Genomic DNA, 16985 nt, shown 5'->3' with positions numbered 1-16985 from the left:
CAGTAAAGCTTTGACACCTTCAACCTGGCCCTCAGCGACTTCAACCACCAATTCATCATGCACCTGCATAATCATTTTTGCGTCAAGACCAGCACCTTCAAGTGCGGCATCGACCTTTATCATCGCCTTTTTGATAATATCTGCCGCCGTACCTTGCATTGGTGCATTAATCGCCGTCCGCTCTGCTGCTTGCTGAAGCATTTTATTTCGAGCATTTATCTCAGGAAGATATAAACGACGACCAAAAACGGTTTCGACATAACCATCATCATGTGCTTGAGCCCGGATTCTATCCATGTACTCAAGTACACCTGGGTAACGTTCGAAATAACGATCAATATATTGCGCTGCTTCTTTTCGAGATACATTGATTTGCTTCGCCAAACCAAATGCCGACATACCGTAAATCAAACCAAAGTTAATGGCTTTGGCTTTGCGGCGCTGATCAGCACTCACCTCTTCAACAGAAACATCGAAGACTTCTGCAGCAGTCGCACGGTGTACGTCTTCTCCTTGAGCAAATGCCTCCAACAAGCCCTTATCTTGAGACAAGTGCGCCATAATTCTCAGTTCTATTTGCGAATAGTCGGCTGCGATAAGCTTATAACCGTCGGGTGCAACAAAAGCCTGACGAATCTTTCGACCTTCGGTGCTTCGAATCGGAATATTCTGCAAGTTCGGATCACTAGAAGATAAACGCCCTGTCGCGGTGACAGCCTGATGATAAGAAGTATGAATTCTCCCTGTTCCCGGATTAATCAACTGCGGAAGTTTATCGGTATAAGTCGACTTGAGTTTTGCCAGACTACGGTGCTCAAGAATTAACTTAGGCAGCGGGTAGTCAAGTGCTAATTCCTGTAAGACCGGCTCGGCGGTTGAAGGTTGACCCTTGGGCGTCTTCTTGATGATCGGCAACCCTAGTTTCTCAAAGAATATCGCTTGCAACTGTTTTGGTGAACTTAAGTTGAACTCTTCACCCGCCAAGTCATAAGCTTCACGCTCTAGCTCAACAATTCGTTCGGCTAATTCCTGACTCTGCTGCCCTAGAATATGAGCGTCAACCACCGCACCTGTGCGTTCTATTTTTGACAGAATCGACAACAGAGGCTTATCTATTTCATGATAAACCTTCGCCAGCCCTTCAATCTTTTCTAATTGCGGATAGATTGCATGGTGAAGCGCCAAAGTAATCTCGGCATCTTCTGCGGCATAAGGCCCGGCTTGCTCTAGAGCTATTTGGTTGAAGGTAAGCTGTTTGGCTCCCTTCCCGGCGATATCTTCAAAGTGGATGGTTTTTCTGCCCAAGTACTTCTCGGCCAGAGTATCCATGTCGTGACGACTTCCCGTGGAGTTCAGCACATAAGATTCAATCATCGTATCGTGCGCAATACCTTGAAGCTCAATACCATGATTGGCCAATACACTTTTATCGTATTTCAGGTTTTGGCCAACTTTAAGCTGCTCACTACTCTCCAGAAGTGGCTTTAGTTGATCAAGTACCCAATCTTTATCTAACTGCTCGGGCGCATCCAAGTAATCATGACAAAAAGGCACATAAGCTGCTTCCTCTGCATTACAGGCGAAGGAAACACCTACCACCTCGGCTTCCATATAGTTGAGGCTGGTGGTCTCGGTATCAAAAGCAAATAAGTCCGCCGACTTAAGTTTGTTAAACCAAAGCGCAAACGCATCTTTGTCAAGAATAGTCTGGTAGTCGCAATTATGCTCAACTACCGGCTCTTCTGCTTGTTCCGCATCATCTCCCGCACTGTTCAAGGCTCTTTCTTGGGCAGTGACCCAAGACCGGAATTCATACTCGCTAAATAGTGCTAACAATCGTCGGTGGTCAGTTTCTTTGTGGCTGATATCCTCTAGCGCTTCCGGCAAATCTATTTCAGTTTTGATCGTTGCCAACTCATAAGACATCGGTAGAAACGATAAGCTATCACGCAGGTTCTCGCCAACTTTACCTTTCACCTCATCGGCACTATCAATAACACCCTGCATGCTACCATAAGCCGTTAACCACTTTACCGCCGTCTTCGGGCCACACTTCGGCACGCCGGGAATATTATCAACCGAATCGCCAACCAAAGCTAAGTAGTCAATGATCTGATCAGGGCGAACGCCGAACTTATCTTCGACGCCTTGAATATCCATTTTGGTATCGGTCATGGTATTGATCAGCGTCACATGCTCTGTCACTAACTGAGCCATATCCTTATCGCCAGTTGAGATCACCACATCGATCTTCTTTTGCGTTGCCTGATGCGCCAAGGCACCAATCACATCATCCGCTTCGACATCAGGAATGATGAGTAAAGGCAAACCCATTGCTTCAATGATCTCGTGAATCGGCGCGATCTGAGAACGTAAATCATCAGGCATCGGTGGACGATTCGCTTTATAGTCAGGGTAAATTTCATGACGAAAGTTCTTACCTTTAGCGTCAAAAACCACAATTACTTTAGAGCCTGGATAGTCGGTTTCCAGCCTTCTAAGCATGCTGATCACACCTTTAATTGCTCCGGTTGGCTGGCCTTTAGAATTAACTAAAGGAGGTAAACCATGAAAAGCCCGGAATAAATAAGATGATCCATCCACCAAAACGGTAGGAAGTGTTTGAGATTGCTCGGTATTTGTTGTCATAAATTGCGTATCTATAATTGTTTAGATGCTGGTAAGAGCTGGGTTTTGAAATTAAAAGTCCGGTGAGTAATCACTGGCACAGTGGTATAGTAAGAAAAAACGACAATACAGAACAGATATTTTTATTCGTCAACGCTCATACAGGAGTTCATATGCGAAAGATATTACGCCCAACTTTATTAGTAACTCTACTCGCAACTCAAGCCAGCATGTTCGCTATAACATCCGCACATGCAGAGGAATCTATTCAGCCTGCTGAGCCTGAGATCGTTATTCGCAATGAGGATAACAAAACTTTTTACGAATATCGTGTGAATGGCGTTCTAAAAGAAATTAAAGTCGTTCCAAAGATTGGCCCTACTTATTATTTAGTGCCTCAGGATGGCAATGCCTGGATCCGCGAAGATCGCTCACAAGTCCTTGTGCCTAGCTGGGTATTGTTCGAGTGGTAGCACTTCCCTCTTAACGTCCTCCTTGCCAAGCCCAACAATTTATTTGCGTTAATACCTTTGCTTAGTATGAATATTCTAATTTATCAGCGTATCGTTGGTGGTGAATTAAGAATTTGTGGAAATTAAATCCACAGCGCTGAGATACTTACAGAGAAAAGGATACTATCATGGGCACTATCAAATCTTACCAAGAGCAAGTTCAAGACATCGTTGAAAAAGCAATCGCTACTGTTGAAGAGCAGCACAAAGCACTTGCAGCTGCATCTTTCGAGTACATCGAAAAGCTATACAAGCTAGACACTGTAAAAGCTAAGCACGACGAAGTTTCTGACATCGCTTATAGCAAAGCACGTGAAGTAAACAAGATCGTTGCTGACTACGCTTCAGACATCATCTCTAAAATCGAGAAAGAAGAAGCAGCTCCAGCAAAGAAGGCACCAGCTAAAAAAGCAGCAGCTAAAAAAGCACCAGCTAAAAAAGCAGCACCAAAGAAAGAAGCTGAAACAGCTTAGCTTACTCTAGAGTTTTAAAAACAACGCTGCTATACCAACCCCTTTAGCAGCGAAGTTTCACCCGCCCTGTTTATCAGATACTAATCTAATTAAACTTGGTGGGTATTTTTTTGCCTCAAAATCCAGGCAGCAAATTTCAACGCTGCTTTGCAAGATGGCCAAGAATATGGCGAGATAACTCTTCGTATTTTTCTTGAATAACCCAGTGGCCCGCTTCCATCTCAATAACCTCATACTCAGCACTAACCAAGTCACGCGTACCCACAACCCCCGAGCGCTTTAACGCTACATCCTGATTACCCCATATAAAAGTCGTTGGTACATCAACTTGTCCAATGTTTAAACCGACATCAAATGCTGGAAAGTTTGCGCGATACCAGTTTAAAGCGCTCGTTAGTGCATGCTCTTGTTTGAGGATATTTAAGTAGTGTTCAGTTTCTGCATCCTCATGACTAGTCCAAACAGCTCGCAATTTTTCATAATCATTTTGAGCTAAGACATATTCGGGTATGGTCTTTTTCTGAAAGAAGCGAATATAGTCACTTGATTCGTATTGATCCGGATCTTCTCTGTAGGCCTTTCCGAAAGAATCAATATGAGGCACTGAAATAGCCACATAACTGATCACACGATCGGGATAGTCAGCCGCGAGCTTCCAACCCACACCAGCACCCCAATCATGGCCCACTAAGTGAAATTTCTTTATCCCTAGATTATCAGCAATCTGTAACACATCAGAAACCAGGTAATCTAATTCATACGACTTAAGCTCGCCAGGTCTAGCGTCTGAACTATAGCCACGCTGGTTGGGGGCAATAGCGTAGTAATCTTTGGTCGCAAGCTCATCCATAAGCTTATCCCACATAACCGCAGACTCAGGAAAGCCATGAAGTAATATAACCGGCGTATTTACCTTATCGCCACGAACATTTACCGAGAATTTCATGCCATTGGCATCGACTGTTAAATAGCCTTCAGGGTCCCACTTTGGCAGGTCACCTTTAGCAAGGCGCTTTACATACAAGAAGCTTACACTGACAACACATATCAGCAGACCCAAAACAGTTAGCGCGGCTTTTTTTCTAATTCTCATAATCAACCTATCTTAAGGAACTCATATAACCTTACCCACAAAGAACAAACACTCTGTGAGATGGACATTTATTTGGTCAGTTAGAGTAATGCCAATTCAGACTTAAAGAGAGCCACAATAATGAGAAATGAATCTTACCGGTGGGTAAATTACCTAGATTGAAGCCTTTCAATAATGCCCATCATTTTATATGTCAGGAGTGCTGCCGAAAATTCGTAAGCATGAAAGCCTTTGATTGGTGCGAACTCGGTAATATCGAAACCGATGATTTCGCATTGTTTTGCGACTGACTCAAATAAGGACAATGTTTGATACCAGCCAAGCCCACCTGGCACGGGCGTGCCTGTTGAGGGAAATACGGAAGGGTCCATGCCATCAATGTCTAGCGTAAAGAACACTTTGCTCGGGAAGTTATCAGGCAAATCTATTTTTTGGATATTTTGGGGCACTAAAATGTCCGCATCGATATGACGTACACCGTGTGCTTTGCGAGTCCGCATTTCTTCTTCGCAGTACGCGCGAATACCCAGCTGAAATAAAGGGACACCCAAATCAACGATGCGTTTCATTACGGAGGCGTGGCTATACGGGTTGCCTTCGTACGCTTCGCGCAAGTCGGCATGGGCATCGATTTGCACCACACCAAAGTCATCTATGCCAGCATCCAGAAGCCCTTTAATAATGCCATAGGTCACCGTATGTTCGCCGCCTAAGCCAATAGGGAAACCACCGCGCTCAATTATATTTGTTGTGGCAAGTGCGATGTTTGCAATGACTTGCTCTGCACTTCCTGCCATGTCGACAGGAGGGTGAGTATAAATACCTTTCGTACTAGGATTACTTGTACCGTCCCAAGTTTCAAGCTGCCAGGAAGCTTCTAAAATAGCCGCTGGACCTAAGCCTGTGCCGCCGCCGTAAGAAACAGACTCCTCATAGGGTATGGGCAAAATATGAAAAAAGGCGTCTTCAGGTTTAGGGTGTTTAAACTCTGAACCTAAAAAAATGGGATAGCCAGGCGCTGCGAGTTGGTCAAATTCGTTTGTGTCTAAATCCATGCTCTATGCCCCTTATGATAAACGGTTTTTGAAGTCGTCATAGCCGAACTCTTTGACTATTCGAAGCGTATCAGTTTCTGAATTCCAGATCGCGATAGCCGGTAAACCAATGCCATTAAAGGTATTGGTTTTGACCATGGTGTAATGTGTCATGTCGTCAAACATCAGTCTTTGGCCAATGCTTAAGGGCTCTTGAAAACTGTAATCGCCCATGACGTCACCCGCTAAACAAGTCTGCCCGCCTAAACGATAGTTATAAGTAAATTCATCACTTGCTCCGGCACCAAAAATATCAGCTCGATAAGGCATTTCAATTGTATCAGGCATATGACAGGTGGCAGAGGTGTCCAGAATCGCAAGATCAACAGTATTGTAGGTAAGGTCTAGTACCTCTGATACTAATACTCCTGTGTGAATTGCAATGGCTTCACCTGGCTCTAAATAAACTTGCAGTTGGTAGCGATCTTGAAATAGTTTGATGCGTTCGATCAAAGCGCCAACGTCGTAGTCTGGATGGGTAATATGATGTCCGCCACCAAAATTCACCCATTCAAGCCGAGGTAGAATGTCAGCAAATTGTTTTTCAATTTCGGCAAGTGTTCTATCAAGCGCGTCAAAACCTTGTTCGCATAAGGTATGAAAGTGTAAACCGCTTATACCATCCAGGCTACAATCTTTAAACGCCGATCTTGGAATCCCCAGACGTGAGCCTGGCGCACAAGGGTCGTAGATCGGTGTTGTGCCCTCGGAGTGCAAAGGGTTGATCCTTAAACCGAACTCTAAGTCAGGCCGAGCCTGTTTGGCTCGTTTGGCATTCTCTTTAAATCGCTCCCACTGACCGAACGAGTTGAACACGACGTGTTTCGAGATTGCCATAATCTCTTCTAAGTCATGCTCAGTGTAGGCGGCTGAAAAGGTATGAACCTCTTGACCCAAGTCTTTGCCACCGAACTCTTCATAGCCTAAACGTGCCTCGTGCAAACCACTGGCACAAGTGCCTACCAGGTATTTGTTGATAAGCGGCGCGAGGCTAAACATAGAGAAAGCCTTAAGCGCCAATAATATTTTGGCGCCCGACTTTTCCTGTACCTCGTTCAGTATTTTAAGGTTCTTTTCTATTGCGACTTCATCCACGACAAAGCAAGGAGAAGGCACCCGTGCTGGGTCGAACGCTTCAAAGGTTTTTGCTTTAACCATGCCTATTTCCTACCAACGTCTAAGCAAATAGAACTAAGCATTAGATCAAATCAAACCCTGGGTTTTCAATGACTTTCCACGATAAGCCATAGGCATTCATATCACTCATAAAGGCGTCTGGATCAAGCTGCTCCATATTCCAGACACCGGGCTTCATCCAATGGCCTTCGATCATGATTTTCGCACCAATCATCGCTGGAACTCCTGTGGTATACGAGATCGCTTGAGATTGAACCTCTTGGTAGCAGTCTTGATGATCTTTGACGTTGTACAAATAAACTGTTTTCTCTTTGCCATCTTTAAGGCCACGGACCACACAACCGATGCAGGTTTTACCCTTAGTGCGAGGGCCTAGAGTAGACGGGTCTGGTAGCAAGGCTTTCAGAAACTGGATAGGTACAATTTCCTGGCCTTGGAATTCAATCGGCTCAATTCCTGTCATCCCAACATTCCCTAAGACCTCTAGGTGTTTGAGATAGCTATCGCCAAAACTCATCCAAAATTGCGCACGCTTAATTGAAGGGTAGTGCTTGGTTAAGGACTCAAGCTCTTCATGATACATTCGGAAAATATTGTAGGTGCCTACGCCATCTGGGCAGGTGAAGCTCTGCTGTGTCGACATGGCAGGCGTCGCTACAAACTCACCATCTTCCCAATGGCGGCACTCTGCGGTGACTTCTCTAATGTTGATTTCAGGGTTGAAGTTTGTCGCGAAGGGGTAGCCGTGATCACCACCGTTTACATCGATAATGTCAAGATAGTGGATCTCATCGAAATAGTGTTTGGCAATATAGGCAGTAAACATGTTGGTTGCACCTGGGTCAAACCCTGAGCCCAGCAATGCCATCAAGCCTGCTTTCTCAAAACGTTCTTGATATTCCCACTGCCATTTATACTCGAATTTTGCCGTATCTAATGGTTCGTAATTCGCCGTATCAAGGTAGTGAACACCCGCTTCCAAGCAGGCATCCATGATCGTCAGATCCTGATAAGGCAAGGCAACATTAATGACCATAAACGGTTTAACTTTCTCTAAGAGCGCGACTAATTCAGGAACCTTATCGGCGTCAACCTGAGCCGTTTCGATTGTCCGCTGATAGTTTTCTTGTATCTGCTTGGCGATTGCTTTGCACTTAGATTCTGTCCGGCTAGCAAGCGTAATCTCGGTAAAAATATCGGGTAATTGAGCGCATTTTTGCGCAACGACTTGACCGACGCCACCAGCGCCGATAATCAATACTTTTGCCATAGTCATAGTCCTGTTCTTTCAGTTGTTACAATAATCTTATTCAATAATATAGCCTTAGCTAAGCGCTATTACGGCTCAATGTTCTCTCTCGTAGTAGGTGTAACCTTGCATACTCGAGTTAAAGGTTTTGATCATCTGCTGACGCTCTCGTGCTGTAATTCGTCCTTCTTTTACCGCTCTCTCAGCCGTATTTCGGTAGTTGAGCATCATATTTTTAGGTTGATACTCTACATAGCTGAGTACGTCAGATATGGTGTCTCCATGAATTTCTTTAACGAAATCAAAGCTGCCATCAGCGTTCAGACGCACGCTGACGACATTAGTATCGCCAAACAAGTTATGCAGATCACCTAAGGTTTCCTGATAAGCGCCGACCAGAAACACCCCCAAGTAATACTCTTCACCTTCTTTAATCGGGTGTAATGGGAGTGTTTTTGCTGTGCCGAATTCGTTGATAAATTTATCAATTTTTCCATCGCAGTCACAGGTTATATCCGCCAGCACTGCCTGACGTGTTGGCGTCTCATGCAGCCTGTGAATTGGCATAATCGGAAACAGTTGATCAATCGCCCATATGTCTGGCAGCGATTGAAATAGGCTAAAGTTTCCATAGTAGATATCTGCCAACGATAGCTTAAGGTCTTCCAGGTCTGGTGGCGTTTTATCCATTGTATCTAACAGGTCTGCGATACAATGAAGAACATCGAGAAATAAGTTTTCTGCGATTGATCGCTCTCTTAATGAGAGCTGCCCACGCTTGAATAAAGCACGCACTTCATCACGATAAAAATGCGCATCGTTATAACACTCCTGTACTCGCCGTGGCGATAGGTAGTCTTTTATCTCACGAATCTTTGTGAGTAGTTGATGCTCCTCAGGCGATGGTTCGGGCAGACTGATTGGTTCAAAAATATTGGTATCTAGAATATTGAACAGCAGAATTGAAGAGTAAGCGACAGTTGCTCGCCCAGATTCCGTGACAATCGTTGGGTGAGGAATATTATGGTCGTCCAAGGTTTGCTTGAGAGTATCGACAATATCTTCACAATATTCTTCAAGCGTGTAGTTACGACTTTTATCGTCATTGCTTTGTGCGCCGGTATAATCAACCGCTAAGCCACCACCCAAATCTATATGGGTTAATTCTGCACCCTCACTCATTAGGTCAGTAAAATAGCGGCAGGCTTCTACGACACCACTTCGAATATCATGAATGCTGGGGATTTGTGAACCTAAGTGGCAGTGCAATAATTCGAGGCAGTGCAGCATGTTCTCTTGCTTTAGCTTATCAACCACATCGATAAGTTGTGTGCTAGTTAGACCAAACACACTGCGATCACCGCTCGTTGAATTCCAATGCCCACTGACTTGAGAGGTCATTTTCACCCGCACACCAATGTGGGGTTGAATGTTCATTTGGCGGCTCAATCTTATAATAATGGGCAGCTCGGTTAAGGTTTCAATCACAAAAACGCATAGGAAGCCCAGTTTGGTTGCTTGTAAACCAAGCTCAATAAACTCTTCATCTTTATAGCCGTTACAGATAATCAAACTGCCCGGCTCTTCAAGTGTCGATAGCGCAGCAATCATTTCAGGTTTACTGCCGACTTCAAGGCCATGCTTGAAACGAGCACCAAAACTGGCAATCTCTTCAACAACCTGCGCTTGTTGATTTACCTTGATCGGATAAACACCCCGATAAGGTGATTGATAGTTTAACTTTTCTATCGCCTCAGCAAAGGCATCATTTAGGCGCTTAATTTGAGCATCTAGAATATTTTCGACTCGCAACAAAACCGGCATCTGAAGGTCCCGATCGATCATTCCTTCTACAATGTTCATCAAAGGAATAGAGACATTCAAGGTTTTCGCCGTGACACAGCCTTCATCAGAAACTCCGAAGTAGTCATTACCCCAGTGATCTATACCGTACCGGTCGATGTTCTGCTTAATTTTACTCGGTTTATCTTGTTGCTGATCCAATACTAGCTCCTGAATCGTTGTTATCGTTTGATGCGAAGAAGTCGACTTACTCGCTTTCAATAGTTGGTAGCTGTCTCTTCCACTTAAGCTTCTTCTCTATCGAAGATATAACCATGCCAGCGATATCTTTACGTGTCGCTGTCTCAATGCCTTCAAGACCTGGGGAAGAATTCACCTCAAGCAATAACGGACCGGAATCAGACCGTATAATATCAACGCCAGCAACCTGAAGACCTAATACTTTAGCAGCCTTCACTGCTAATGCTCTTTCTTCTTTGGTTATTTTTACGATTGACGCCGACCCGCCTTGATGGATATTCGCTCTGAACTCACCAGGGGCTGCTGAGCGCTCTATTGAAGCAACAACTTTTCCATCAATAACAAAACATCGTAAATCTTTGCCATTTGCCTCTTTAATAAATTTTTGCACAAGCAAGTTAGCCCTCAAAGACTTGAAGGCGTTGATAACACTTTCTGCTGCTTTTTTTGTTTCGGCCAGAACGACACCTCGCCCCTGTGTGCCTTCAAGAAGTTTCACGATCAAGGGTGCGCCGCCCACCATTTCAATGAGGTCATTTGTGTCTATTGGTGAGTTAGCAAAACCAGTCGTTGGAATATTGATGCCACTCTTGAGCATGAGTTGCAAAGAGAACAGTTTGTCTCTGGACTGTGAAATTGCAGCTGAGGAGTTCGTTGTATAGATCCCCATGCTTTCAAATTGGCGAGCTAATGCGGTTCCGTAAAATGTCACGCTAGGTCTTATTCTTGTAATGACAGCATCCAAATCATTAAGTATCGTTCCTCCGCGATAATGCGCTTCAGGTTCCAGTGCATCCAGTTTCATATAGCATTGCTTAACATTGAGGAAAACCATTTCATGGCCTCGCTCTTCGCCAGCCTCCAGTAATCTCTGGTTGCTATACAGCTCTTCATTGCTTGCGAGCAGGGCGATCTTAAGACCACTCTTTTCAGGTTCCTTTTTTCCATAATATCCATCGATTGTTTCTTGTGAAATTGCACCCATCAAGTCTTCTTGTTCAGGGTCAACAAGCATCCGGCCTACCATAGCTTCTCTCCCAAGAAGCATTCTGAAACCCATGGAGTCTCTATTAGCAAGCGTTAACTCTACTTCCCAAATCATTTCACCAATTTTTAGTGGCGCTTGCACAACAAAACGGGTTTCTGAGACGCCACTAGAGCTTTTAACAACTCGCTTGTCTATGATCGGGCGCTCACACCTGATAACTGTACGGCGATTATTCTGAAGCGGGTGCACTTCAAAACTCACCCATGCAGCCCCATCTCTACGAAATTGCTGAATGTTGAAAGCATGAATAGACGATGTTTTTGCCCCCGAATCCACACGCGCTTTTATGGCCGGGATTCCTAGCTCGGGAAATGCGCACCACTCCTCGCTACCAATGACTACTTTGTTATCGCTTGGTGACATAGGTGACTCCGGTGTGCGAATAGGTTGAATATAAAAGACGTATAGCGTTACTGGTGAGGGAACGGAATCACTAATCAGTGGATTCAGTTTCCTCAGGGTCGCATGTTTGCCAAATACCATCACTATCTTGATAGGAGCCGTATTGAGCGCATTGCTCTTCTTTAGTTTGAGGTTCTTCTGCGAGAGAAAAGTTCGGAATCAACATAGGTATGACCAAGGCCAGAACAGCGATGAACTTATTCATATTCATGTTCATAATTTCCTGATAAATAAAAATTATCGATTAGTAAATTAGATCCCCTTATTGAGAAGGCCTAATCGCTTAAGTTGCTGTCATCATCATAAGATGAAAAATCTACTGATGAAGAAGGCTGGGCGCCCATAGAAATGTGTAAGCGCTGCCTTTGATTGCTTACTTCTAAGAAGCGTTTCCACGCTCTTTCATGAATGCTAGAGGCCTCTTTTTTCCCCATAAAAACGGATACAAACTCTTTCTCTTCATCACACCTAGGCTTTAGCTCTCCGCCATAGAGAGCCTTGTATGACTTACCATAATCTTCGAGTAATTGTGCTTGTTCTTTAGTAAAGTGGCCGCTTCTTGCTATTCCTTTTGGAAAATGCTCTATAGCCCAAAATTTACCCGTTGTGTGGAATGCTTGTTTATTAGCCATATTTTTGCCTAATATAATCTAACCATCTTATTTCGCGCGATTATGCTTTCAATCGATTTATGCTGTAAAATGAACTTTTTTTCTAATTACGATAAATATTTTTAATCGATATGAATACAGATCTTCTGCGCACTTTTATGGAAGTTTCCAAGACTCGACACTTCGGGAAAGCAGCAGAAAATCTTTGCTTAACCCAATCTGCTGTAAGCTTTCGAATTAAGCAGCTGGAAGAAAGTGTTGGAATGAGTTTGTTTACGCGCGAGCGTAATAACATACTATTAACCCCCTCGGGCGAACGTTTATTACCCCATGCTGAAAATGTACTCACATCGTGGCAGTCAGCACTACAGGATGTAGGTGCGGCTGGCCAGCTGGATATGCAGATCGCTTTGGGCAGCACCTCAAACCTCTGGGACACTTTTCTACAGTCACTTTTACCAAAAGTGGTCGATACCTTTGACGGTTTAAACATTCGGACTGAAATTAGCAGTCCTCAAGATTTGACGAGGGCCTTGTTAGGTGGACGTATCGATATAGCTGTTTTACTAGACCCGCCAAGTGTTACGGAATTAGTTCTCACTAAAATTGGCAAGGTCGAGTTAATGTTTGTATCTGACCAAAACTGGGCTGCAACTGAAGAGCTTGCCAAAACTAAACATATTTTTGTTGACTGGGGAACATCTGTAAATGTCCTTCAAGCTCGCCTCTTCAATCAACCACATACACCGATTCTACATACAGGACAAACTCATATAGCCTTGGAATTTCTAATGACATACGGTGGGGTAGCTTTATTACCAAAGGTACTCGTTGAACAGTTTGTTCAATCTAAGCAGTTATTCCCTATTCACGGTGCCGAGTCATTTGTAAGGGAAGTTTATGCTGTTCATAGTGATGCGTCGCAAAAACAAGATATCGTTTCATCCGTAGTTGATTTGCTAAAAGAAGAAGATCTAAAGCCAGCGTTTGTGTGATCTGAGCACCCAATGGAAAAATTCACCTTTAAATTAATTAACCAGTACGAGGGGCGTAGAAAGCTCGTAAGCAGACATTACCGAGCGCCATAAGAATAAGCGACCTTGTATGGCGATAATTTTAATTACAGTCTAATATTCATTTAATGGATGCTTTATAAATAATACCCCATACCTTTCTAATTCTGCGGATACTTGATGTTTTTAAAAGAATCTACTGTAACTCTTTGGCTTTCAAAGCTTGCTAGCGGAGAAGTGACAGAAACAAATGCCCCAGCATGGCTGTTACCGTTCGTAAAAAACGAGTCTGACGCCGATCTTCTTAAAATCGCCGACAAGACAGTTGATTCGGCAAAAGTGGTATCAAGGTTTGGACGTGAAGGTTTACAGCTAAACAGCCGGTTAGATGAGGTTGTATCCGAATCGATTCAACTAGCGAGCGCTATCGAAGAAATGTCTGCTACCGCGCAAGAAATAGAGTCACTTGGTCAACAGGTACTTGAGCGTGCCCAGCATACATGCGATGAGGCTGGTAGAGGCAGTGACGCCCTTAGTTTACTTGTTCAAAAGCTAGACTCAATTGAATCATCTATCAAAGATGTTGGGCGTAATGCCGAAACTTTTGTTGAACAAACTAAAAGTATCATTCAGTTGACGACTACTGTTAATGAAATCGCTGATCAGACGAATTTACTCGCGTTAAACGCTGCTATTGAAGCCGCACGAGCAGGAGAGTTTGGACGCGGATTTTCCGTAGTCGCCGATGAAGTGCGTGGACTCGCTCACCGCAGTGCTGAAGCAGCGAGTGAAATTCAATCTATTGTGAGCGGTGTAGTAAATGGAGCTAATGATGTAGAACGCATCGTAGGAGAAACTATTGGTGTACTAGAAGACTCTCATCAAGACCGAAAACAGTTAGTTCAAACAATTTCTGATGCTCAAACCGCTGCTACAGAAAATGTTGATGCAACAGCTCAAATTGCCTCAGCAGCAACAGAGCAAGCTTCCGTAGCACAAGATATGGCAAGAGGTGTGCAAAATACCGCTGATGGCATTAATGAATCATTCACCATTTTCAAAGATATGTATAAAAATGTCGAATATCTACGTGACCTGCAAGTAGAGTGTTTGAGCTACTTTGATGTAAGCAACGATGATGTACTGCTTCGCATGGCCAAGAGTGACCATATTGTGTGGGTAGATAAGGTTATCCGTTTTGCATTATTTGGACAAAACAGCGTACAAGAGAGTGAGCTAAAAGATCATACCCAATGTCGCCTTGGGAAATACCTAATGTCTGATAAAGGACAGCAGCTAAGTTCCAAGAGTCGCTTCAAAGAGCTTTATGAAGATGTTCATCCGAAAGTACACGCTAAGGGCATAGAAATCTATAAGGTCGCACGAGCAGGCGCTGAACCATTATCTCTGCAGGGTGCAGTTGAAGAGCTTATTGGCTTATCAGATAGCGTATTGGATATTCTTAATGAATTTATCCAGCACCGTTAGAATTTCTTAGACCTTGCAATATTACCTCTGTTTCAGAAGGTGAAAAACAGCCCGCCAATATGAGGCTTGTGGCGCTTCGAAATGCTTGCTTTAGATCTCGCCGGCAATGCTAGGTTTAGGTCTGCTTTCAAAAGCAAAAAAAGTGGCGTATTAATCATAGCAACAAATTTAGCGACGCTAAGCTTCATCTATTTTTTTGCACAACTGCAAATTCAAAGCTTAGCTAAAGCACTATTTCTCTAGCTTCAAAAGCACCCTGCGATTCAGCTCTTGCGCCTGAGCCGAGTCTTCTTTTCTGGCTGGTCTAGAGTCACCATAGCCTTTAGCACTGATACGAGCTTCTGCGACTCCCTCAGAAATAAAGAAGTCCATTAAGGTTTCCGCGCGTCTTTCGCTTAGTTCCTGCTCGGAGGTGATTTCGCCATACAAGGATGCATAGCCATTTGTGTGAACCTCAATAACAATTGGCTTTGCTTGCTTTCGAAGCTCTGGTAGCAAGCTATCCAAAATAGACGCCCCTGAACGAGCCAAGTCATAAGACCCTGCATTAAAAAGAACACGAGAACTAAGTTGCAAGCTTAGGTAGGGTTCAGAATCTTCTATTTGAACATGCTGTTTTAAGTTTCCTGTATTGATAAGCGTGGCGAGTACTGAAGCATCAAGTTCGCCACCCTCTTGGCCAATACCGGTCAAATCCATCAGTTCATCAGTGAACACAGACAAATCAGCAGGCTTCTCAACAGGCGCCAAAACAGGTGCCTGCACTGAGCGAAACGTTAAATACAGCAATAAGCCCAGCGCTAGCATGAGCAGGAATAAATCAACAAATATGGAAGAGTTCGAGCCTTGCTCAGACACACCTTCACTTGATTGAAACTTAGCAAGTCGAAGTTTTTCAGACCAAGAGCTTGCGTCCTTCTTCTGAGCCTTCTCTGCGAAGCCATCGACTTTAGATAACATGGCCTTGAAATTATCAGCAGGACGCCTATGGCGTAAGTCTGAATAATTATCTGAGCGATTTAATGCACTACTCATTTACGTTTCTCAAGCAGTAGAAGTTTATTAAGCAGAGCGCTGAAGCCCAAATTTCACTAACATTGGCTTCTTCGAAGCTCGCTTTGGCTTTTTAGTGGTTTGCTGATTAGCTGATAATGCGTTCATGCTTTCGATGTAAGTCATCAAGGTCTCGCGAATCACCGCAGGCGTCCGACGCTCGTGAATCAGAACAATACCTTCTGCAAGCAAGGTAATATGCTGAACCTCTTTTAATCGACGCTGCTCCAGCCTTTCAGCAATCGGTTTGAATACAAAGCTCGCCAGGATTAAACCATAAAAGGTACTAACCAAGGCAAAACCCATAAGGCTTGCCGCCTCAGAAACGGCTCTGCCCTGCTCCAAGATAAAAGCTATATTGAGCAAGGCCAGCACGGTACCGGCAATACCAAAAGTCGGTGCAAGATTCGCCAGGGTGCGGAAGATGCCTATATAGCGCCCTTCATTTAAATTTACCTGGCTAATCTGCCAATTGAGAAGTGAAAGAATATCGTCGCTTGGCTGGCGATCCCTGATCATCTGCAGCCCCTTTTTCAAAAAAGGTTTATCCAGTTTTGATAAATCCCGGTCGATCAGGGTGTATTGGTTTCTAAACCAAAGCTGAGCAAAATGAAGAATGATATTGGCTTCGTTTGCCACGTCAGAGTGCTCGGCTTTATTTCTTGGAAAAGCTTGTCGAAATGCGGCAAGGCAATCGTCAAATGAGTGACTCAAGACAGCCCCGGTAAACGTTCCCAAAACCACAAGCAACAAACCTGGAAGGTTCAAAAACTTTAAAGGTTCAAGGCTTGATAAGGCCAGCACCAGAACAAAGGCAGCCAACAGTAATAAAACAAGAGTGCGGCCCGTTAGCTTCTGCCGGGAAAGAGCTTTAAAAGACATGAGATTATTCCATCAATAAATATTTCTAATGGAATATGCATAAACTGCGCCTAATGGTGATTTTGGAAAAAACAAAACCTGAAGCGATAAGCAAAGCCTAGAAAACTAAACTTAAGCTATTGTTAAATAACAAATTAACTTGAAATACTTTATATAAAGCTAATATTAAAAACTAGCCTTTCAATCTAAGGTATGAAGAAAGGAGCCAAAAGTTCGTCAACACAAACAAATAAAACCGTCATATTTTTGCCTGTTTATG

The 16985-nt window shown here is 43.8% G+C and carries 15 protein-coding genes and 1 pseudogene; 4 read left to right on the top strand and 12 right to left on the bottom strand.

From position 1 onward, the window contains the following. A partial coding sequence (polA, locus tag A3756_RS17705) for a DNA polymerase I (protein ID WP_068554118.1) occupies positions 1 to 2649 on the bottom strand: 2649 nt, incomplete at its 3' end. 152 nt (positions 2650 to 2801) lie between these two features. On the opposite strand from polA, the gene A3756_RS17700 reads away from it, so the two are divergent. Both A3756_RS17700 and A3756_RS17695 read left to right on the top strand, forming a co-directional pair. Further along, on the top strand, positions 2802 to 3101 hold the full coding sequence (locus A3756_RS17700) for a DUF2782 domain-containing protein (protein WP_068509226.1): 300 nt from the start codon (positions 2802 to 2804) through the stop codon (positions 3099 to 3101). A 167-nt stretch (positions 3102 to 3268) separates the two neighbouring features. After that, entirely contained in the window at positions 3269 to 3613 is a 345-nt protein-coding gene (locus tag A3756_RS17695) for a hypothetical protein (RefSeq protein WP_068509224.1), read from the top strand. Positions 3614 to 3749: 136 nt separating this feature from the next. On the opposite strand, the gene A3756_RS17690 is transcribed toward A3756_RS17695, so the two are convergent. The 9 genes and pseudogenes from A3756_RS17690 to maoP all read right to left on the bottom strand — a co-directional run bounded on the left by A3756_RS17690 (position 3750) and on the right by maoP (position 12311). After that, positions 3750 to 4706, bottom strand: coding sequence for an alpha/beta fold hydrolase (locus A3756_RS17690; protein ID WP_082865344.1), 957 nt, complete (start codon positions 4704 to 4706; stop codon positions 3750 to 3752). A gap of 149 nt (positions 4707 to 4855) precedes the next feature. Then, complete coding sequence (speB, locus tag A3756_RS17685; protein WP_068509222.1) at positions 4856 to 5761, bottom strand: agmatinase; 906 nt, start codon at positions 5759 to 5761, stop codon at positions 4856 to 4858. Positions 5762 to 5773: 12 nt separating this feature from the next. After that, a complete protein-coding gene (nspC, locus tag A3756_RS17680) occupies positions 5774 to 6958 on the bottom strand; it encodes a carboxynorspermidine decarboxylase (protein ID WP_068509218.1) in 1185 nt (394 codons plus the stop codon). Between the two features lie 40 nt (positions 6959 to 6998). Next, positions 6999 to 8207, bottom strand: a complete 1209-nt coding sequence (locus tag A3756_RS17675) for a saccharopine dehydrogenase family protein (protein WP_068554122.1) — start codon at positions 8205 to 8207, stop codon at positions 6999 to 7001. Between the two features lie 75 nt (positions 8208 to 8282). After that, a complete protein-coding gene (gene speA / locus A3756_RS17670) occupies positions 8283 to 10190 on the bottom strand; it encodes a biosynthetic arginine decarboxylase (RefSeq protein ID WP_068554120.1) in 1908 nt (635 codons plus the stop codon). A gap of 46 nt (positions 10191 to 10236) precedes the next feature. Then, positions 10237 to 11190, bottom strand: a complete 954-nt coding sequence (gene rimK, locus A3756_RS17665; RefSeq protein ID WP_231872125.1) for a 30S ribosomal protein S6--L-glutamate ligase — start codon at positions 11188 to 11190, stop codon at positions 10237 to 10239. Between the two features lie 42 nt (positions 11191 to 11232). Next, positions 11233 to 11640 (bottom strand): annotated as a pseudogene (locus A3756_RS27895) (ATP-dependent zinc protease); the annotation flags it as partial. Between the two features lie 70 nt (positions 11641 to 11710). Next, entirely contained in the window at positions 11711 to 11890 is a 180-nt protein-coding gene (locus tag A3756_RS17660; protein ID WP_068508871.1) for a hypothetical protein, read from the bottom strand. Positions 11891 to 11954: 64 nt separating this feature from the next. Next, the gene (gene maoP / locus A3756_RS17655; protein WP_068508873.1) at positions 11955 to 12311 is read right to left on the bottom strand and encodes a DUF413 domain-containing protein; all 357 of its coding nucleotides are present in this window, start codon (positions 12309 to 12311) and stop codon (positions 11955 to 11957) included. Positions 12312 to 12421: 110 nt separating this feature from the next. Between maoP and A3756_RS17650 the strand changes: the two genes are divergently transcribed. Next, positions 12422 to 13285 carry a LysR family transcriptional regulator gene (locus A3756_RS17650; RefSeq protein WP_068508875.1) on the top strand — a complete coding sequence of 288 codons (864 nt, stop codon included), beginning with the start codon at positions 12422 to 12424 and terminating at the stop codon, positions 13283 to 13285. A 198-nt stretch (positions 13286 to 13483) separates the two neighbouring features. Then, the gene (locus tag A3756_RS17645; RefSeq protein ID WP_082865343.1) at positions 13484 to 14791 is read left to right on the top strand and encodes a methyl-accepting chemotaxis protein; all 1308 of its coding nucleotides are present in this window, start codon (positions 13484 to 13486) and stop codon (positions 14789 to 14791) included. A 231-nt stretch (positions 14792 to 15022) separates the two neighbouring features. Here A3756_RS17645 and A3756_RS17640 read toward each other — a convergent pair whose 3' ends face one another. Next, on the bottom strand, positions 15023 to 15826 hold the full coding sequence (locus A3756_RS17640; protein ID WP_068508878.1) for an OmpA family protein: 804 nt from the start codon (positions 15824 to 15826) through the stop codon (positions 15023 to 15025). A 27-nt stretch (positions 15827 to 15853) separates the two neighbouring features. Beyond that, a complete protein-coding gene (locus A3756_RS17635; RefSeq protein ID WP_068508880.1) occupies positions 15854 to 16726 on the bottom strand; it encodes a motility protein A in 873 nt (290 codons plus the stop codon). Between the last annotated feature and the right edge of the window lie 259 nt (positions 16727 to 16985).

This window comes from Oleiphilus sp. HI0086 (genome assembly GCF_001635225.1).
This window is presented reverse-complemented; position numbering and strand designations above follow the sequence as displayed.